Raw genomic sequence first — 18,367 nt, forward strand, 5'->3', positions numbered from 1 at the left:
TGCGTGCCGAGCGCGCAGCGTCTCCTTCCTTTCACCCCTGAACTGGATTGGTAATGAGCACCCAAATCACCCGCATTCATGCCCGTGAAATTCTCGACTCCCGCGGCAACCCCACGCTTGAAGCGGAAGTAACGCTGGTAGGTGGTGCTTTCGGCCGTGCAGCCGTCCCCAGTGGCGCCTCGACCGGTACGCGCGAAGCGGTGGAATTGCGCGATGGCGACAAGTCGCGCTATCTGGGCAAGGGCGTGCAGAAGGCCGTGGGTAACGTCAACGGCGAAATCTTCAATACGCTGAAGGGTTATGACGCCGCCGACCAGAAGGGGCTGGACGCCAAGCTGATCGAACTCGACGGCACGCCGAACAAGGGCCGCCTCGGTGCCAATGCGCTGCTGGGCGTTTCGATGGCCGCCGCGCATGCAGTCGCTGCCTCGCGCGGCGAGCCGCTGTGGAAGTACCTGTCCAACGGCAAGCCCGGCGTGCTGCCGGTGCCGATGATGAACATCATCAACGGCGGTGCGCATGCCGACAACAACGTCGACGTGCAGGAATTCATGGTGCTGCCGGTCGGCCTGCCGAACTTCTCCGAAGCGCTGCGCGCCGGCACCGAAATCTTCCACGCACTCAAGAGCGTGCTGAAGGGCAAGGGCCTGAACACGGCCGTGGGCGACGAAGGCGGCTTTGCGCCGAACCTGCGCTCCAATATCGAAGCGCTCGATACCATTCTCGAAGCGGTGAACAAGAGCGGCTACAAGATCGGCAGCGACATCCTGCTGGGCCTGGACGTGGCCAGCTCCGAATTCTTCAAGGACGGCAAGTACGACCTGGAAGGCGAGGGCAAGGTGTACACGCCGGCGCAGTTCGTCGACCTGCTGGCCAGCTGGGCGCAGCAGTATCCGATCGTCACCATCGAAGACGGCATGGCCGAAGGCGACTGGGACGGCTGGAAGCTGCTCACCGACAAGATCGGCAACAAGGTGCAGCTGGTGGGCGACGATCTGTTCGTCACCAATCCGGCGATCTTCCGCGAAGGCATCGACAAGAAGATCGCCAACGCTATCCTGATCAAGGTGAACCAGATCGGCACGCTGTCGGAAACGCTGGAAGCCATCGCCATGGCCGATGCGGCCAAGTACGCCGCCATCGTCTCGCACCGTTCGGGCGAAACCGAAGACACCACCATCTCCGATATCGCCGTGGCCACCACCGCCACCCAGATCAAGACCGGTTCGCTGTGCCGCACCGACCGCGTGGCCAAGTACAACCAGCTGCTGCGTATCGAGGAACAGCTGGGCGCGGCGGCGCGTTATGCCGGCCGCCACGCGTTCCCGAGCCTCGCTCATCTGCCCGGCTGAGGTAGCGCTTATCCATGCTGCGATGGGTCGCCTTGATCCTGCTGTTATTGCTGATCGGACTGCAGTTCAAACTGTGGTCCGATCACGGCGGCATGTCCGAGGTGACCAGCCTGCGGGCGGCGGTCAAGAAGCAAGGCGACGAGAACGACAAGCTGACCCAGCGCAATCAGGCGCTGGCGGCGGACGTCAGCGATCTCAAGCATGGCGAGCAGGCGGTGGAAGCGCGTGCGCGTGGCGAGCTTGGGCTGATCAAGCCGGGCGAGACGTTTTATCAGGTCGTGCCGAAATCGGGTTCCAGCGCGCCCGATCCGGCGGCATCGGGTACGAGCGTTGGTAATTGAGCAAACTCCATCTTGCTAAGCCGTCATTCCGGCAAAGGCCGGAATCCAGGCGTCACAGGCGAGATGGATTCCGGCTTTCGCCGGAATCACGCTGAGGTTTTTATGACCGCCCCTGAAACCGAGCTGCCCCGCGCTTACGGTCTTCCCCCGTTGACCGCCGAATTGCGCCGCACTCCCGAAGACTTCCGCGTCGACGAAATCCTTGGCTACGACGCTGACGGTGAAGGCGAGCACGCCTTGCTGTGGGTGGAAAAACGCGGCGCCAATACCGATTGGGTTGCGCGCGAACTCGCCCGCTTTGCCAGCGTGCCGCCGCTCAATGTCGGCTATGCGGGCCTGAAGGACCGCCACGCCGTCACGCGCCAGGCATTCACGGTGCAACTGGCCGGCAAGCCCGATCCGGATTGGTCGGCGTTTCCGCACGAGGATGTCAAGGTACTGGCCAGTACGCGGCACAAACGCAAACTCAAGCGTGGCGCCCTGCGCGGCAATCGCTTTGTGCTGGTGCTGCGCGATGCGCACGGCGACCGCGAACAGGCGGAAGCGGTATTGCAGGCGATCGCCACGCGCGGCGTGCCCAATTATTTCGGCGAACAGCGCTTTGGCCGCGAAGGCGGCAATGTCGCCCAGGCACGTGCCATGTTCGGCGGTCGCCGGGTGGATCGCGAGAAGCGCTCGATTCTGCTGTCCGCCGCGCGCTCGCATATTTTCAACAGTGTGCTCGCCGCCCGCGTCGAGCGCGATGCCTGGGACCAGCCGCTCGACGGCGAAATCTGGTCGTTGGCCGGTTCGCGTTCCTGGTTCGGGCCGGAGCCGTTCGACGCGACGCTAGCCGCACGCCTGGCGCAGGGCGATATCCATCCGTCCGGCCCGCTATGGGGACAGGGCGAACCGCCTGCCGGCGCCGAGGCCGGCGAGCTGGAACGTGCGGTCGCGGCAACGCATGGCGATTTGGCCGAGGGGCTGGCCGCCGCCCGCATGGAGCAGGAGCGGCGCCCGCTGCGCTTGTTGCCGAACGCGTTGCGCTGGCGCTGGCTGGACGACGAAAGCCTGGAGCTGAGTTTCGAATTGCCGGCCGGCGCCTATGCAACGGTAGTGGCGCGCGAACTGATCGCCTGACTAAGGCGCAGCCTTACTGTGTTGATGACGACCAGGCCATCGCAGCAGCCTGGTTGAGCAGTGGCTCGCCAGATTGCGATACATGGCTGTCGCTGGGGAATGGTCGGCTGTGGTGTAGCCACAGCGGGGAAGTCGTATACAGCAGTTGCCTGGTGAGCGCAGCGGTATCCGACTGTGCTTTGAACGCGATGTGCGGCACATTGCGATTTGCCGGGGCAGTGCTTTCCCCGTCGCCGGCTCGAAGCGAACTTCCGCTAAGCCTGTCTTCCAGCGCTTGGCCGGCAAGCATGGGGATATAGGTGGAGGGCGCCGTCGCTGGCGTGGCCGCGGCATGCCATATAGATGGCTGGATGGTTTGCTGGGCCGATGCTTGGGCCGCAAGCGTCAGCGCCACGGCAAATACCGCAATCCGGATATCCATATGCTTTCCTTGTGCAGCCGTTGCTTCCAGCTGTCGATCATATCGTCAGTGTTTAAATAGCTTGCTGTGTATTGGTCGTCTTCGTCCAGCCCGGCATGCCGGCGAAGCGATTTCACGCATGTCTGGCGGATCGGGGCTTCAACAGCACAACTACCGCCCCGGTGCCGCCCTGCATCGGCCGTGCCGAGGCGAACGCGATCACATCGTCCCGGCGGCGCAACAAGCGGTCGGTAAGCACCTTCAGCACCGGGCCGCCGGCCTTCGAGCGCAGTCCCTTGCCGTGCACGATCCGCACGCAGCGCCAGCCGCTCTCGGCAGCTTCGGCCAGAAACGCCGAAATGGTCGCCTGCGCCGCCGCCGCATTCATCTGATGCAGATCGATTTCATCCTGCACGCTGTATTGGCCGCGCTTGAGCTGGCGCAACAGCTTGGGCGGGTAGCCGTCGCGCAAATAGCTGAGTTCTTCGCCGACCTCCATCAACCCAGGGTCGAAGGCCATATCGAGCAGTTCGCCCGGTACCGCCGCTTCGTCCGCCTCCAGCATGTGCGGATGCGGCTCGGGCTTGGGCGTCGCCGGCGGCGGTGCGACTGGATCAAGCACGCGTACCTCGCCAATCGCATCGCGGAACAGGCGGCTGTCCTCTTCGTCGACGGTAGCGGGCGCGCGGCGCTTCATGACGGCCATCGTAGCAATCCGGTGAGGGTTGCGTGAGGGCAAACACGCGTGAAAGCGCCGGTCCGCTCGGTTAGACTCAGCTATCCAGGGGCGCGCGTCGACGATGGTGGAACGTGCGCTGGCAATCGGCTTTGAACGGATCATGATGCGAGTTCTGGTTTCCAACGACGACGGCGTGGACGCTCCCGGCATCCGCGTGCTCGCCGAACGCCTCGGCGCGGTCGGCCAAGTAACGGTAGTGGCGCCCGACCGCGACCGCTCCGGCGCAAGCAATTCACTCACCCTCGATGCACCGATCCGTGCCTTGCGCATGGACAACGGCTATTACCGCGTGGCCGGCACGCCCACCGACTGCGTGCACCTCGCGCTGGCCGGCATGCTGGAGGAAGAGCCGGATATCGTGGTGTCCGGCATCAACAATTCGGCCAACCTGGGCGACGATGTGATCTATTCCGGCACGGTGTCCGCCGCGATGGAAGGACGTTTTCTCGGCCTGCCGGCGATTGCCGTATCGCTGGTCAGCAAGGACCACAAGGGCGAGCACTACGATTCCGCCGCCAGGGCCGTGCTGCTGCTGATGGAGCGCCTGCTGGTCGATCCGTTGCCGGCCGATACCATTCTCAACGTCAACGTGCCGGACCTGCCCTGGGAAGCGATCCAGGGTTTCGAAGTCACCCGCCTGGGTAAGCGCCATCGTTCGGCGCCGTGCATCAAGCAGACCGATCCGCGCGGCAAGACCATCTGGTGGATCGGTCCGGCCGGCGATGTGGACGATGCCGGTCCCGGCACCGATTTCGATGCCGTGCGGCGCGGCTATGTTTCTGTCACGCCGATTCATGTGGATCTGACCCGCTTCCAGGCACTGGAAAAAGTCAGCAGTTGGGCGCAGGCGCTCAGCCATGGCATGGCCGACAACGCCGACGGCAAGGCGGCATGACCGTGCATCCGTTGCCGCCATCCGCATTGAAAGGCGAGGGCATGACCTCGCAGCGCGCCCGCGACCGGCTGGTTGCCAAGTTGAAGGAAGAGGGTATCCGCGACCAGCGCGTGATCGATGTGCTGCGCAATCTGCCGCGCCATCATTTCATCGACCAGGCGATGCATTCGCGCGCCTATGAAAACACTGCGCTGCCGATCGGCCACGGCCAGACCATTTCGCAGCCGTGGGTGGTCGCGCGCATGACCGAGGCCTTGCTCGAGCCGTTCGAGGTGAAATCGGGACGTCCGCAAAAGGTGCTGGAAATCGGCACCGGCTCCGGCTATCAGGCCGTGGTGCTGGCCAGCCTGGTGCCGCAGGTTTATACGGTGGAACGCATCGAGGAATTGCTGCGCCAGGCGCGTCGGCGCTTCCGCCAGCTGGGCATCGAGAACATCCGTTCGCGGCACGACGACGGCAAGCTGGGTTGGGCGGTCGAAGCGCCCTTCGACGCCATCATGCTTACCGCTGCCGGCGATGCGATCCCGACCCAGGTACTCGATCAACTGAGTCCGGACGGTGTGTTGGTTGCGCCGGTCGGTTCCCCCAGCAGTCAGACCCTGATCCGCATGCGCGGCGACGGCAAAGGAGATTTTGTGCAGGAAGAATTGGCCGCAGTGAGCTTCGTGCCCTTGCTGGGCGGTATCGGCTGATGCGCCTGTTCGGAAGTCTCTATGCGCGCGTACTGGTATGGGCGCGCGATCGTCGGGCGGTCTATTACCTGTGCGGCTTGAGCTTCGTGGAAGCCTTCATCTTTCCGATCATGCCGGAAGTGATGCTGGCGCCGATGATGCTGGGCAAGCGCAACCGGGCTTTTTTCTACGCCAATATCAGCCTGCTGTTTTCCCTGCTCGGCTCGCTGGTGGGTTATGCGCTGGGTCATTGGGCCTTTCATGCGCTGACGCCGCTGCTGCAGTCGCTGCATTTGTACGACCCGATCCAGAAGGGCGTGGACAATCTGCGTACGCAGATGAACCAGCATTTCCTGCAGTTGCTGCTGGTGTTGATGCTGGCAGCGTTGCAGCCGGTGGTGCCGATGAAGTTCGTCACCTGGGCGGCGGGCATCGTCGGTGTGCCGGTGCTGCCCTTCCTGGTATGCGTGCTGCTGGGGCGTGGCAAGCGCGTATGGCTGCTGGCCTTGCTGATCCGTCTGTTCGGCGAACGGGCCGAACGCATTCTGCACAAATATGTCGAGTGGATCGGCTGGGCGGCGATTGCGGTGCTGGCGGTGCTGGCCGGATGGTGGGTGCTCAAGCACTAGGCAATGCGTTCGGCAGACAGCCGTCCATGCTTTTCCAGTAGTGCATTAACGGGCAGCAGTCTTTTCCGCGCGGGTCGCATGAAAACTCCAGGCGACCCCGTTATGCTCACGCGCATGAATGGATTGATGCGATGGTCAGCACTTATCACCACAGCCCTGCTCATGACCGCCTGCGCTCGCACGGTCGTGGTTCAACAGCCTCCCCAGGGAGAGGCTGTCGTGCAGCCGGTGCAGGCCGCTAACAGGCCGGGTACGTACACCGTCGCCAAGGGCGACACGCTGTATTCCATCGCATTCCGCAATGGCACCGACTTTCGTGCGCTCGCGCGGCAGAACGGCATTGCCGAGCCCTACACGATCTGGCCAGGGCAGGTGCTGCAATTGCCAGGACATGGCGCTGCGGTACCGGCACCGGTGCACGCACCGCCGCCGGTCGTGATCGCCAAGGCGCCTGTACCGGTCAAGCCGACCGCGCCGCCGCCCGGACAGGGATTCCAGACGGTTCCCGCTGCAGCGGGAACCACGCCACCGGCTCCCATGCCGACCACCGTGGTACCGGTGGCAGGCGTCAATCCGCCACCGGCCGCACCGACCAGTGCGGCAGCGCCCGCTGCCCCGGCGGCTACGCCGGTGGTGGCGACGGGCGGCTCGCGCACGGCTGGTGGAGTGAAGTGGCGCTGGCCGGCAACCGGTTCGGTGGTCGGCCGTTTCCAGGCAAGCGCAGCGATTCCGGGTATCGATATTGCCGGCAAGGCCGGTGATCCGGTGGTGGCCGCGGCCGATGGTGTGGTGGTGTACAGCGGCAACGGCCTGGTGGGCTATGGCGAGCTGGTCATCATCAAGCACAACGACAGTTTTCTCTCGGCCTACGGCCACAACCGCAAGCGCTTGGTCACCGAAGGCCAGCAGGTCAAGGCGGGGCAGCAGATTGCGGAGATGGGCTCAAGCGGCAGCACGCGCGACGAGCTGCAGTTCCAGATTCGCAAGGACGGCACGCCGGTCGATCCGCTCGGCTACCTGCCGTCGCGCTGATTCAGGCCGGCGGCAGGATAAAGGCGACCACCACGCGCCGCCCTTCGGCGGCCAGCAGGCCGTAGGTGCGTGCGGCAGCGGCGTTGTCCATCACTTCAATGCCAACCCCGCGGCGCAGGAAGCCGGCCATGAAGGCCGCCGCGGGAAATTGCTGTCGCGTGCCGGTGCCCAGCAGCACCACTTCGGGCTTCAGTTCGAGAATGCTCTCGACATGGCTTTCATCCAGCTGCGTGGCACTGGTTACCGGCCACTGTTCGACGGCGCGTTCCGGCGCCAGCAGGAAACTGGCAGTCAGCTCGCGATCGACCACGGTGATGGCGTGCGGGGCAACGCGGCGCACGAACAGGAAATCGCCGGGGCGGTCCAGTGACAGGTCCATGGCGATGGCTCAGCGCGGCAGCGCCAGGCGCGGATCGTCTTCGTTGCGGCGGAACAGCACCACGATGTGGCCGATCTGCTGCACGCTTTCCGCGCCGGTGCCGTCGATCAAGGTACCGATCTGCGCTTCGCGTTCTTCCTTGTCGCCGCCGGAAAGCTTCACCTTGACCAGCTCGTGATGAGCGAGCGCAAGGTCGAGCTCCTTCACCACCGCTTCGGTCGCACCCTTGGCGCCCAGCAGGATGACCGGATGCAGATCATGGGCCAGGCTGCGCAGATAGCGTCGTTGGGAGGGGGAAATGGCCATGTGTTCAGTTTGATATTCGCGGTAAGGGGATTGTTAAGGGTATCATGGCAGCCCTTATTCCCGGCCCTTGCCCCATGCCTCGCAGCAAGAGCAGTTCCCGCTGGCTGCGGGAACACTTCGACGATGTCTACGTAAAGAAAGCTCAGGCCGAGGGGCTGCGTTCGCGTGCCGTATTCAAGCTGGAAGAGCTGATCGAGCGCGATCGCCTGCTCAAGCCGGGCATGCGCGTGGTGGATCTGGGCGCCGCGCCCGGGGGCTGGTCGCAGCTGGTCCGGCAGCGCCTGGGGGATAATGGTACGGTGGTGGCGCTGGACATCCTGCCCATGCAAGGCATTGCCGGGGTGGATTTCCTGCAGGGCGACTTCCGTGAAGAAAGCGTGCTGCGCGAGCTGGAGTCGCGCCTGGACGGCCAAAAGCTCGATCTTGTGCTGTCGGACATGGCCCCCAATATGAGTGGTGTGGCACTGGCCGACCAGATCCGGGCAATGGATCTGGCCGAACTGGCGCTTGATTTCTCAAGGCACTGGCTCAAACCGGGCGGGGCGTTTCTAATCAAGCTGTTCCAGGGAACGGGCTTCGATGATTACCTACGTAGCTTGCGCGCGGAGTTTTCGCGCGTAAGTATGCGTAAACCTAAGGCCTCCCGCGCGCGTTCGCGTGAGGTGTATGCGCTGGCTACCGGATTCAGACCGGAGGGCCGGCAAACTGGCGAGAACCGCGCATGAACGAGACTGTGAAAACCCTGTTGCTCTGGCTGGTGATAGCGGTGGTGCTGATCACCGTATTCCAGAGCTTCAACCCGCACGGTGGCGCCTCCTCGGACCTGCCTTACAGCAGCTTCGTGCAGAGTGTGGATAGCGGCAACGTCGCTACCGCCACGATCAGTGCCGAAAATCCCGCCACCATCAGCGGCAAGCTGAAGGACGGCAGCAACTACCGCACCGTCGCGCCGGTACTCGGCTTCTCCACCAGCACGGTGGTCAAGCAGATGCAGGACAAGAACGTCACCGTCACGCAGGATTCCGGCACCGGTTTCTCGCTGATCGGGCTGCTGGTGAATTGGCTGCCGGTGATCCTGATCGTCGGCGTGTTCATCTGGTTCATGCGCCAGATGCAGCAGGGGGGCGGCGGACGCGGCGCGATGAGCTTCGGCCGTTCGCGTGCCAAGCTGCAGGGCGAAGACCAGGTCAAGGTCAATTTCAGCGACGTGGCCGGTTGCGACGAAGCGAAGGAGGAGGTCGGCGAACTGGTCGAGTTCCTGCGCGACCCGGGCAAGTTCCAGCGCCTGGGCGGCAAGATTCCGCGCGGCGTGCTGATGGTCGGCCCGCCCGGCACCGGCAAGACCCTGCTCGCCAAGGCGATTGCCGGCGAGGCCAAGGTACCGTTCTTCTCGATCTCCGGTTCCGACTTCGTCGAAATGTTTGTCGGCGTGGGCGCTTCGCGCGTGCGCGACATGTTCGATCAGGCCAAGAAGCACGCGCCGTGCATCATCTTTATCGATGAAATCGACGCGGTCGGCCGCCATCGCGGCGCCGGCCTGGGCGGCGGTCACGACGAACGCGAACAGACCCTCAACCAGCTGCTGGTCGAGATGGACGGTTTCGAAGGCACCGAAGGCATCATCGTCATCGCTGCCACCAACCGTCCGGACGTGCTCGATCCGGCGCTGCTGCGCCCGGGCCGCTTCGACCGCCAGGTGGTGGTCGGCCTGCCGGACGTGAAGGGCCGCGAGCAGATCCTGAAGGTGCACCTGCGCAAAGTGCCGACCGCCAGCGACGTCGACGCGATGGTAATCGCGCGCGGCACCCCGGGTTTCTCCGGCGCGGACCTGGCCAACCTGGTCAACGAGGCCGCGTTGTTTGCAGCACGCGAGAATGCTCGCGAAGTGCGCATGGGCCACATGGACAAGGCGCGCGACAAGATCCTGATGGGTACCGAGCGCCGCTCGATGGCGATGAGCGAAGACGAGAAGAAGCTCACGGCCTACCACGAAGCCGGTCATGCGATCGTCGGCCGCGTGGTGCCCGAGCACGACCCGGTCTACAAGGTCACCATCATTCCGCGTGGCCGCGCCTTGGGCGTCACCATGTATCTGCCGGAAGGCGACAAGTACAGCATGAACAAGATTGCGATCGAATCGCAGCTTTGCTCGCTGTATGGCGGCCGCGTGGCGGAAGAGCTGATCTTCGGTGCCGACAAGGTCACTACCGGCGCCTCCAACGACATCGAGCGGGCCACCAAGATGGCGCGCAACATGGCCACCAAGTGGGGCCTCTCCGATGAGCTCGGCCCGGTGACTTACGGCGAGGAAGAGGATGAAGTGTTCCTGGGCCGTTCGGTGACCCAGCACAAGAACGTCTCCAACGAGACCGCGCGCAAGATCGACGAAGTGGTGCGCGAGATCCTCGACCGCGCCTACGCCCGTACCAAGCAGATCCTCACTGACAACATCGAGAAGCTGCATGTGATGTCGGACGCGCTGCTGCAGTACGAAACCATCGATGCGCGCCAGATCGACGACATCATGGCCGGCCGCGTGCCGGGTCCGCCGGCGGACTGGTCCAAGACCTCCTCGCCGGGTTCGTCGGTACCGCCGCCTCCGCCGCCGCGCGGGGATGCGGGGGCAAAGGTCGGCGATCCGGCCACGCAGAGCAGAATCTAAGCTGCCTGCCGATCAGAAAGAGCCGCCTCCGGGCGGCTTTTTTTTTATGGCGCATGGTGCGGGCGATAATTTTACCCGGATGATATTGCTTACTAAATTTTACCCGGGTATTATTCGCGGCCTCGAATGGAGTCCGCCATGCCCAATCCATCCTCATCCCGCTCTTACACCAGCTTCCAGGGCCATCGGCGCCTGGCATCGGGACCGCTGCACGTCGTCGCCCTGGCTACCAGGCTGGCGGCTGATCAGGGCGGCACCAAGCCGGTTTTGATCTTCGACGACAGCACCGGCCGCTCCATCGATATCGATACGCGCGGTTCCGACGAGGACATTCTCGCCAGGTACCTGGCTGATCCCGCCCAGACTCATGCGCAGGCTGACGAGCCGGCCGAAGCGCCGCGTGGAAGAGGGCGACCCAGATTAGGCGTTGTCGCCCGCGAGGTGACGCTGTTGCCGCGGCATTGGGAGTGGCTTGCATCCCAGCCCGGCGGTCCGTCGGTGGCCTTGAGAAAACTGGTCGAGGATGCGCGGCATCGCTTTAGCGAACGCGACCGGACACGCGCGGATCAGGAGCGTGCCTATCACTTCATGTCTGCCATGGCCGGCGATATGCCGGGCTTTGAAGAAGCCAGCCGCGCCTTGTTTGCCAACGATCGCCAGGCGTTCGATGCGCTGGTGGCCGCATGGCCGGCCGACGTACGCACGCACGCTGTGTGGCTCGCTTTTGGCGAACGAACCAAAGGCGAGGGTGCGTAATGGAGCAGGAGCTGATGCAACGCTATCTCGAACCTACCCAGGTATCGGGCCGCGCATTCGTCATGCGCGGCATGTCGGGGCCGATCGTAATGCTCAATCTGCTGCGCTTCCGCGCCGTGGCCGACTATTCCGCGGCGCCTGAATTGGCGCCGGCCATACCCATCAGCGGTGCCGCTGCGTTCTATCGCTACATCGAGCACAGCCTGCCTTATCTGCACGAGTCCGGCGGCGAGCTGTTATTTCTTGGCGAGGGCGGCACGTTTCTGATCGGCCCCGCGAATGAACGCTGGGATATGGCGATGCTGGTGCGGCAACGCAGTGTCGAATCGTTTCTGGCGTTTGCCTCGCACGAGGCGTATCTGGCTGGCATGGGCCACCGCGCGGCAGCGCTGGAAGATTCCAGGCTGCTGCCGTTGTCGGCGATCGAGATCGAATAGCTAGCTGCGCTTGCGCGAGCTCACAGGATCGCGAGCAGCTTTTCCGGCGGACGGCCAATCACTGCTTTGCCATGGGCTACTACGATCGGCCGTTCGATCAGCTGCGGATGCGCGGCCATGGCGGCAAGCAGTGCGGCGTCGTCGAGCGCGGCATCGTCCAGATGCAGTTCGCGGTAGATATCTTCGCCGCTGCGCAACAGCTCGCGCGCGCTGATGCCGAGTTGCACCAGTAGCGTCTTCAGTTCGTGCGTGCTCGGCGGCGTATCGAGGTAGTTGATCACCTCGAACGGCTGGCCGTGTTGCTCAAGCAGCGCCAGGGCGCTGCGTGACTTGGAGCAACGGTTGTTGTGATAGATGCGGATCATGCCAGGCGCGTGGCGATCGCTCAGCGATTGCCGGAGCGATTGCCGCCGCCTTGAGGACGGCCACCGCCGTGTCCCTGCGGGCGATTGCCGCGGCCTTGCGGGCGCCCACCCTGGCTGCCGCCGGGACGACCACCACCACCGCTACGACCACCACCACCACCGCCGCTACGACCACCGCGTGCATTGCCGCCGCCGAAGCCGCCGGCGCCACTGCTGCCGCCGCCACCGCCACCACCACGGCGATTGCCGTAGGGATTGGCGCCACCGCTGCTGCGGGCGCCACCACCGCCACCACCTTCGCGGCTTTCACCTGCAAACCAGGTGCGTGCCGGCGGCAGCTCCTGGCCCGGGCCGATGCCGCGCTTCTTCTTGTGCAACTTGCCGCCGGCGCCGGCCGGACGTTCCGGCTTGGCGATGTTGCCGTTGACATCGCCCTTGGGGCGACGGCGCTGTTGCTTGCCGCGCACGGGTTCTTCGCGAATGCGGTCGAACGCACGCAGTTCGCGCGCTTCATCGTGATAGCCGCCGCTCCAGGCGGAGCCGGCGCCCTTTTCGGGGCGGTATTCGGTGACATTGCGCGGTGCGCGGCGCTGATGCAGTACGGGGCTGAGGGTCAGTACCGGCTGCGGTGCGCCGAGGCCGGCTACCTTGCGCAACTCTTTTACCAGCTCTTCGTTGAGCGCTTCGCAGTCGCCACGGCGCAGCATGCGCGGCAGTTCGATATTGCCGTAGCGGATACGCTTCAGGCGGCTGACCAGAAAGCCTTGCGAATCCCACAGCCGGCGCACTTCGCGGTTGCGGCCTTCGCGGATCACCACGCGGAACCAGCTATGGCTGCCGCCACGGCTGATGATGGCGATTTCGTCGAAGCGGGCGGGGCCGTCTTCCAGCTCCACGCCGGCCTTGAGCTTTTCGATGATTTCGTCCGGCACTTCGCCGTGGACACGGCAGAGGTATTCGCGCTCCAGGCCGCTGCGCGGATGCATCAGCGCGTTGGCCAGCTCGCCGTCAGTGGTCAGCAGCAGCAGGCCGGTGGTGTTGATATCCAGGCGGCCCACGGCGACCCAGCGCGCGCCCTTCAGTCGCGGCAGCTGTTCGAACACGGTGGGGCGGCCTTCGGGATCTTCGCGCGTGGTCACCACGCCCTCGGGCTTGTGGTAGACCAGCACTTCGGCATCGTCGCGGCTGTCGGTGGCGACCACGAACTGCTTGCTGTCAAGCGACACGCGGTCGCCGGCACGCACACTGGCGCCGATGTTGGCGGCAGCGCCGTTCACTTCGACTTCGCCGGCCTGGATGCGCTGCTCCAGCATGCGTCGCGAGCCGAGTCCGGCATTGGCGAGCACCTTGTGCAGGCGTTCTTCGATCTGGGGGAGGTTCTCGGTGGGCGCGGCGCGCTTGAGGCTCAATACGGATTTCTGTGGCGCATTCATGCGCGGTACTCCTCGGTGTCTTGCTTGGCGGAGCCGTCATCGGCGTCCGCGTGGTCCGCTGCCTCGTCGGCAGTGGAAGAGGTTTCGTTGACGGCGTCCGCTTCGGCAGCGGGTTCGCCGTGGTGGGGTGCGAGGTCTTCCGCGTGATGCGGCGGTGGCTCGCTGTGGTGTGTTGCATCCGCCGGTGCTTCGCTGGCGGCCGTTTCCGTAGCAGCTGTGGCGTGAGGTGTGTGCTCCTGCGAATCGGTGTCGCTGGAACCTGCTTCCTCTGCCGTTGCTGCTTCGGTCTGTTCTTCTTTAGCGTGTTCTTCTTCGGTGTGCGCTTGTTCGGCGCGTTCTTCGAGGGTGCGTTCTTCGAGCTCTTCGCTGCCGGCGTCTGCGTCGTCGCCATCCGGATCGATCGGCAGATCCTTGATCACGCGCGGCGGCAGCGGATCGTTGTCCAGCCGCAGCTGGGGATCTTCCATGTCGCGGATTTCTGCAAGCGTGGGCAATTCGTCCAGCGATTTGAGGTTGAAGTAGTCGAGAAAGCCGCGGGTGGTGGCATACAGGGCAGGTTTGCCCGGTACGTCGCGGTGACCGACTACGCGGACCCACTCGCGCTCTTCCAGCGTCTTGACGATGTTGGAGGAGACCACGACGCCGCGAATCTGCTCAATTTCCGGTCGCGTGATCGGCTGGCGGTAGGCGATCAGCGCCAGCGTTTCGAGCAGGGCGCGCGAATAGCGACTGGGCTTTTCGCTCCACATGCGCGAGACCCAGGGGTGAACCTCCTGGCAGACCTGGTAGCGGAACCCGCTGCCGACTTCCTTCAGTTCGACGCCGCGGCCCTGGCAGTCGTCGGCCAGCATCTCGAGCGCCATCGCGATCTGCGCCCGATCGACTTCATCTTCCTCGACGAACAGCTCGCCCAGCTGCGCCACGCTCAACGGCTGGCTGGCGGCAAGCAAGGCGGCTTCAATAATCGGTTTCAGTTGCTCGATCTGCATAGCCTTGGGATCGGGTCAGGATCGGATATCCAACGGTGGTCGCCCCTGCGGGTACTGCTTACTCGGTACCGGAGGCGGCGTTCTGTTCTTCAAAAGCATCGTCGCCAGCGGCGACCTCGGCTTCTTCCCTGGCCGAACCGGCATTGGCCTTCACATAGATCGGCGCCAACGGTTCTTCCTGCACGATGTTGACCAGGAATTCCTTGGCCAGCTCCAGCATGGCCAGGAAGGTCACCACCACGCCGAGCCGTCCTTCGCTGACATCGAACAGGCTTTCAAAGCGGTGGAACTGATCGTTGTCCAGGCGGCTGAGCAATTCGCCCATGCGCTGGCGCACACTCAGCGCCTCGCGCTTGATCGCGTGATGCCCGAACAGTTCGGCCCGGTGCAGCACATCCTTGAGGGCCAGCAGCATTTCCTTCAGGTCCAGCGGCGGCGGCAGCTTGATTACGTTGCGCTCGCCCACTTCTGCCTGCACCACTACCGTGTCGCGCTCCAGGCGGGGCAGGGCGTCGATATCCTCGGCTGCCTTCTTGAAGCGCTCATACTCCTGCAGGCGGCGCACCAGTTCGGCGCGAGGATCCTCTTCCAGCCCTTCCGCCGTAGGCGGCCTGGGCAGCAGCAGGCGCGATTTGATCTCGGCCAGGATCGCAGCCATCAGCAGGTATTCCGCCGCCAGCTCCAGGCGCATCACGTCGCGCATCATGTCGATATATTCCATGTATTGCCGGGTGATTTCGGCAATCGGGATATCGAGAATGTCCAGGTTCTGCCGGCGAATCAGATACAGCAGCAGATCCAGCGGCCCTTCGAAGGCTTCCAGGATGACTTCCAGCGCATCCGGCGGAATGTAGAGATCCTGCGGCATCTGCAAGATCGGCTCGCCGCGCACGATGGCTAGCGGCATTTCCTGCTGCTGCGGAACTCCTGCAAACGCATCATGCGTTGCGGGTACCGGCTGAGACTCGCTTGGCTCAGTGCTCATCAATGCATGTCATTGGGCCGCCCGGAAGGGGCCGGCATGTGTTCTGTTGACGATCAAAATCTTTGTCCGATGCCTGATCGAACCAAGATTCGTGCCTGGTTGCCTTTTCGCTTGCAAGGCACCCAACGTGAAGCCGATCAATCTTGCGCGATGTCCAGCCGGAACGTGCGGTCCCCCGCCAAAAAACAGAATCCTGATGAAGCCACGCGATGCGGTTCGGTCAGGTGGCGGTCGCTGGATGCCGGGCGATATCGCTGAAAACGATCAGGCCGGAACCATGCGTGACGCCGCTGGCGTCGCCCGCGATTCGTAAAAGGTCGGCTGGATACATCGGGTGGAGGCCATCCCTACCGGGGCTCCCGGCGGCCATCCATGTATGGCTCCACACGCGGGTTACAGATTAACTGCAGTCCGGCGGCATGTCCAGCAAGGGCTTCAGCTGGCGTAGGGGCTTGTGAAAGGCCTGCGGCCGCGCGGCGAGCCTTGCTGGTACGGCTGCGGCAGCATGTGACCTATTGCGTCCCTCCAAGCTTGGCCGGGATGGTTTGACATGCGCGGCATGCATGGCTGCAACGTGGTTGTAGCAGTGGCATGTGGCTTGCTTCATGATAGGCAGCTATCCGGGGGACATCGGCGCACGAGGGCCGATGCTGTAGGGCTGCGGGCTGTGCCGGGAAAGGCGCGCCGCCGCCAGCAGGTCGGATTGGGCGTGTAGCGGACGCTGTGCGGGAGAACACAAAGCATGACCACAATGGGTGACGACGCCATGGACGACAAAGAGCATCTGCGTCCGGCGCGTATGCGCATCAAGACCACGGTGCTGATGAGTCATGGCGACGAGTCGCATCCGACCGACCTGATCGACATCTCGGCCACCGGCGTGTTGTTGCGCCGCCCGCGCGAATGGAACGGCAAGGCCGGCGAGAGCTGGGTGCTGGACATGATCTTCGGCAGCGACCTGCACATCCACCTGGAGGCGAAGGTGGCGCGCGTATCGGAAAGGCACATCGGCTTCGCCTACACGCGCATTCCGGAAGACAAGCAGGTGCCGCTGTGGAACCTGCTGGGCGGCTACGCCGACATCCTGGAGATGTGGCACGACGAGTGAGCGTGCCATGACACCCTGCATCGCGCAGGGTGTCCCCGTTTCATCGACAAGTGCGATCAGCCGGCAGGAACGGCTTTTTTCTCGTCCCTGAGTTCGCGGCGCAGGATCTTGCCCACGTTGCTCTTGGGCAGCGCATCGCGGAATTCGATCACCTTCGGACGCTTGTAGCCGGTGAGGTTCTCGCGGCAGAACTCCTTGAGCTGCTCCACCGTCAGCTTCGGATCCTTGCGCACCACGAACAGCTTCACCGCCTCGCCGGAATGCTCGTCGCTGATGCCGATCGCGGCGACCTCGGCCACGCCCGGATGCTTCATTACGGTGTCCTCGATCTCGTTCGGGTACACGTTGAAGCCGGAGACCAGGATCATGTCTTTCTTGCGGTCGACGATATAGATGTAGCCGGACTCGTCCATGCGGCCGATATCGCCGGTGCGCAGCCAGCCATCAGGGCTGAGCACCTTGCTGGTTTCTTCGGTCTGGTTCCAGTAGCCCTTCATCACCTGCGGCCCGTAGATGCAGATTTCGCCGATTTCGCCGATGCCCAGGTGGCGACCATCCTCGTCCTGGATGCTGATCGAGGTCGACGGAATGGGCAGGCCGATGGAGCCATTGAAGCGCGCGCCTTCCACCAGTGGATTGATGGTGGCGACCGGCGAGCTTTCGGTCATGCCGTAGCCTTCGATCAGCACGCAGCCGGTGGTCTTCTCCCACTTTTCCGCCACTGCGCGCTGCACCGCCATGCCGCCGCCGAAGCTCATGCGCAGGCTGGAGAAATCGATCTGGTCGAAGCCCGGAGTATTGAGCAGGCCGTTGAACAAGGTGTTGACGCCGGTAATGGCGGTGAAGCGGATCTTGCCCAGCTCCTTCACAAAGCCCGGCATGTCGCGCGGGTTGGTGATCAGAATGCTGCGGCCGCCGAAGCGCAGGAAGATGAAGCAATTACAGGTGAGCGCGAAGATGTGATACAGCGGCAGCGCCGTAATGATGGTTTCCTCGCCCGGCCTGATCTGCGCGCCGAACCAGGCACCGGCCTGCAGCATGTTCGCAATCATATTGCCGTGCGTCAGCATCGCGCCCTTGGCTACGCCGGTGGTGCCGCCGGTGTATTGCAGGAAGGCGATGTCGTTGTGTCCAAGCACTGGCCTGACCAGTTCGTGGCGGCCACCGCGTGCCAGTGCCTCGGCGAAGCGCACCGCGTGCGGCAGCTGATAGGCGGGCACCATCTTCTTGACGTGCTTGAGCACGAAATTGACCAGCACGCCCTTGGCGCCGAGCAGGTCGCCGATGCCGGTAGTGACGATGTGCTTGACGCCTGTTTCGCTGACGATGCTCTGCAGGGTCGAGGCGAAGTTGTCGAGCACCACGATGGCCTGCGCGCCGGCATCGGTCAGCTGATGCTTGAGCTCGCGGGCGGTATACATGGGATTGGTGTTCACCACCACCAGCCCGGCGCGCAGGGCACCGAACAAGGCGATGGGGTACTGCAATACGTTGGGCAACATGATCGCGATGCGGTCGCCGCGCTTGAGCTTGAGCTCGCCGGTGAGGTAGCCGGCGAATTGGCGGCTGAGCGTGTCGATCTCGCCGTACGTCATGCTTTTGCCGAAATTACTGAAGGCCGCACATGACCGATAGCGTTCAAAAGCTTCGTCCAGTACGGCGGCAATCGACGCGTATTGATGGATGTCGATCTCTGCCGGTACGCCAGGCGGGTAGTGATTCAGCCAAGGACGCTCATTGCTCATGTTCTATCCCAACCTCCAGTAGTG

21 protein-coding genes are annotated in these 18,367 nt (G+C 63.8%); 12 read left to right on the top strand and 9 right to left on the bottom strand.

Going from position 1 to position 18,367, the window contains the following annotated elements; all coding sequences use genetic code 11:
* Nucleotides 1-53 precede the first annotated feature (53 nt).
* The 3 genes from eno to truD all read left to right on the top strand — a co-directional run bounded on the left by eno (nt 54) and on the right by truD (nt 2,812).
* Nucleotides 54-1,352: a phosphopyruvate hydratase gene (eno, locus tag IGX34_RS11285; protein WP_192555836.1), complete on the top strand. Its 1,299-nt coding sequence runs from the start codon at nt 54-56 to the stop codon at nt 1,350-1,352.
* Between the two features lie 14 nt (nt 1,353-1,366).
* Nucleotides 1,367-1,693 carry a cell division protein FtsB gene (gene ftsB / locus IGX34_RS11290; protein ID WP_192555837.1) on the top strand — a complete coding sequence of 109 codons (327 nt, stop codon included), beginning with the start codon at nt 1,367-1,369 and terminating at the stop codon, nt 1,691-1,693.
* A gap of 102 nt (nt 1,694-1,795) precedes the next feature.
* Entirely contained in the window at nt 1,796-2,812 is a 1,017-nt protein-coding gene (gene truD / locus IGX34_RS11295; RefSeq protein ID WP_192555838.1) for a tRNA pseudouridine(13) synthase TruD, read from the top strand.
* A gap of 13 nt (nt 2,813-2,825) precedes the next feature.
* Here the strand turns inward: truD and IGX34_RS11300 are convergent, their stop codons facing one another.
* On the bottom strand, nt 2,826-3,233 hold the full coding sequence (locus tag IGX34_RS11300; protein WP_192555839.1) for a hypothetical protein: 408 nt from the start codon (nt 3,231-3,233) through the stop codon (nt 2,826-2,828).
* A 112-nt stretch (nt 3,234-3,345) separates the two neighbouring features.
* Nucleotides 3,346-3,909 carry a Smr/MutS family protein gene (locus IGX34_RS11305; RefSeq protein WP_192555956.1) on the bottom strand — a complete coding sequence of 188 codons (564 nt, stop codon included), beginning with the start codon at nt 3,907-3,909 and terminating at the stop codon, nt 3,346-3,348.
* 145 nt (nt 3,910-4,054) lie between these two features.
* Between IGX34_RS11305 and surE the strand changes: the two genes are divergently transcribed.
* From surE to IGX34_RS11325, 4 genes are all read left to right on the top strand, one after another.
* On the top strand, nt 4,055-4,846 hold the full coding sequence (gene surE / locus IGX34_RS11310) for a 5'/3'-nucleotidase SurE (protein WP_192555957.1): 792 nt from the start codon (nt 4,055-4,057) through the stop codon (nt 4,844-4,846).
* A complete protein-coding gene (locus IGX34_RS11315) occupies nt 4,843-5,538 on the top strand; it encodes a protein-L-isoaspartate(D-aspartate) O-methyltransferase (RefSeq protein WP_192555840.1) in 696 nt (231 codons plus the stop codon). The genes surE and IGX34_RS11315 overlap by 4 nt, the downstream gene beginning before the upstream one ends.
* On the top strand, nt 5,538-6,146 hold the full coding sequence (locus IGX34_RS11320; RefSeq protein WP_192555841.1) for a YqaA family protein: 609 nt from the start codon (nt 5,538-5,540) through the stop codon (nt 6,144-6,146). The genes IGX34_RS11315 and IGX34_RS11320 overlap by 1 nt, the downstream gene beginning before the upstream one ends.
* A gap of 102 nt (nt 6,147-6,248) precedes the next feature.
* The gene (locus IGX34_RS11325) at nt 6,249-7,178 is read left to right on the top strand and encodes a peptidoglycan DD-metalloendopeptidase family protein (protein WP_192555842.1); all 930 of its coding nucleotides are present in this window, start codon (nt 6,249-6,251) and stop codon (nt 7,176-7,178) included.
* A gap of 1 nt (nt 7,179) precedes the next feature.
* Here IGX34_RS11325 and IGX34_RS11330 read toward each other — a convergent pair whose 3' ends face one another.
* Nucleotides 7,180-7,557 carry an Mth938-like domain-containing protein gene (locus IGX34_RS11330; protein WP_192555843.1) on the bottom strand — a complete coding sequence of 126 codons (378 nt, stop codon included), beginning with the start codon at nt 7,555-7,557 and terminating at the stop codon, nt 7,180-7,182.
* A 9-nt stretch (nt 7,558-7,566) separates the two neighbouring features.
* Nucleotides 7,567-7,863, bottom strand: coding sequence for a ribosome assembly RNA-binding protein YhbY (yhbY, locus tag IGX34_RS11335; protein WP_192555844.1), 297 nt, complete (start codon nt 7,861-7,863; stop codon nt 7,567-7,569).
* Nucleotides 7,864-7,937: 74 nt separating this feature from the next.
* Here yhbY and rlmE point away from each other — a divergent pair, with 74 nt between their 5' ends.
* The 4 genes from rlmE to IGX34_RS11355 all read left to right on the top strand — a co-directional run bounded on the left by rlmE (nt 7,938) and on the right by IGX34_RS11355 (nt 11,718).
* The gene (rlmE, locus tag IGX34_RS11340; protein WP_192555845.1) at nt 7,938-8,588 is read left to right on the top strand and encodes a 23S rRNA (uridine(2552)-2'-O)-methyltransferase RlmE; all 651 of its coding nucleotides are present in this window, start codon (nt 7,938-7,940) and stop codon (nt 8,586-8,588) included.
* Nucleotides 8,585-10,525, top strand: coding sequence for an ATP-dependent zinc metalloprotease FtsH (gene ftsH, locus IGX34_RS11345; RefSeq protein ID WP_192555846.1), 1,941 nt, complete (start codon nt 8,585-8,587; stop codon nt 10,523-10,525). The genes rlmE and ftsH overlap by 4 nt, the downstream gene beginning before the upstream one ends.
* A gap of 138 nt (nt 10,526-10,663) precedes the next feature.
* The gene (locus tag IGX34_RS11350) at nt 10,664-11,281 is read left to right on the top strand and encodes a DUF2239 family protein (protein WP_192555847.1); all 618 of its coding nucleotides are present in this window, start codon (nt 10,664-10,666) and stop codon (nt 11,279-11,281) included.
* Between the two features lie 14 nt (nt 11,282-11,295).
* Nucleotides 11,296-11,718, top strand: coding sequence for a DUF1330 domain-containing protein (locus IGX34_RS11355; RefSeq protein WP_225737398.1), 423 nt, complete (start codon nt 11,296-11,298; stop codon nt 11,716-11,718).
* A gap of 20 nt (nt 11,719-11,738) precedes the next feature.
* On the opposite strand, the gene arsC is transcribed toward IGX34_RS11355, so the two are convergent.
* Genes arsC through IGX34_RS11375 form a run of 4 tightly spaced genes read right to left on the bottom strand, consistent with a single transcriptional unit; the run spans nt 11,739 to nt 15,490 of the window.
* Nucleotides 11,739-12,083: an arsenate reductase (glutaredoxin) gene (gene arsC, locus IGX34_RS11360; RefSeq protein WP_192555849.1), complete on the bottom strand. Its 345-nt coding sequence runs from the start codon at nt 12,081-12,083 to the stop codon at nt 11,739-11,741.
* Nucleotides 12,084-12,103: 20 nt separating this feature from the next.
* Entirely contained in the window at nt 12,104-13,516 is a 1,413-nt protein-coding gene (locus tag IGX34_RS11365) for a pseudouridine synthase (RefSeq protein ID WP_192555850.1), read from the bottom strand.
* Nucleotides 13,513-14,505 (bottom strand): SMC-Scp complex subunit ScpB, encoded by a 993-nt coding sequence (gene scpB, locus IGX34_RS11370; protein ID WP_192555851.1) that lies wholly within the window; start codon nt 14,503-14,505, stop codon nt 13,513-13,515. Before scpB ends, IGX34_RS11365 begins: the two co-directional genes overlap by 4 nt.
* 58 nt (nt 14,506-14,563) lie before the next feature.
* On the bottom strand, nt 14,564-15,490 hold the full coding sequence (locus IGX34_RS11375; protein ID WP_425598784.1) for a segregation and condensation protein A: 927 nt from the start codon (nt 15,488-15,490) through the stop codon (nt 14,564-14,566).
* Between the two features lie 742 nt (nt 15,491-16,232).
* Between IGX34_RS11375 and IGX34_RS11380 the strand changes: the two genes are divergently transcribed.
* Complete coding sequence (locus IGX34_RS11380) at nt 16,233-16,598, top strand: PilZ domain-containing protein (RefSeq protein ID WP_192555852.1); 366 nt, start codon at nt 16,233-16,235, stop codon at nt 16,596-16,598.
* Between the two features lie 56 nt (nt 16,599-16,654).
* Here the strand turns inward: IGX34_RS11380 and IGX34_RS11385 are convergent, their stop codons facing one another.
* A complete protein-coding gene (locus IGX34_RS11385; protein WP_192555853.1) occupies nt 16,655-18,343 on the bottom strand; it encodes a long-chain-fatty-acid--CoA ligase in 1,689 nt (562 codons plus the stop codon).
* Nucleotides 18,344-18,367: the final 24 nt, after the last annotated feature.

Origin of the sequence: Dyella acidiphila, from assembly GCF_014863405.1 — a bacterium.
Classification (GTDB): domain Bacteria; phylum Pseudomonadota; class Gammaproteobacteria; order Xanthomonadales; family Rhodanobacteraceae; genus Dyella_B; species Dyella_B acidiphila.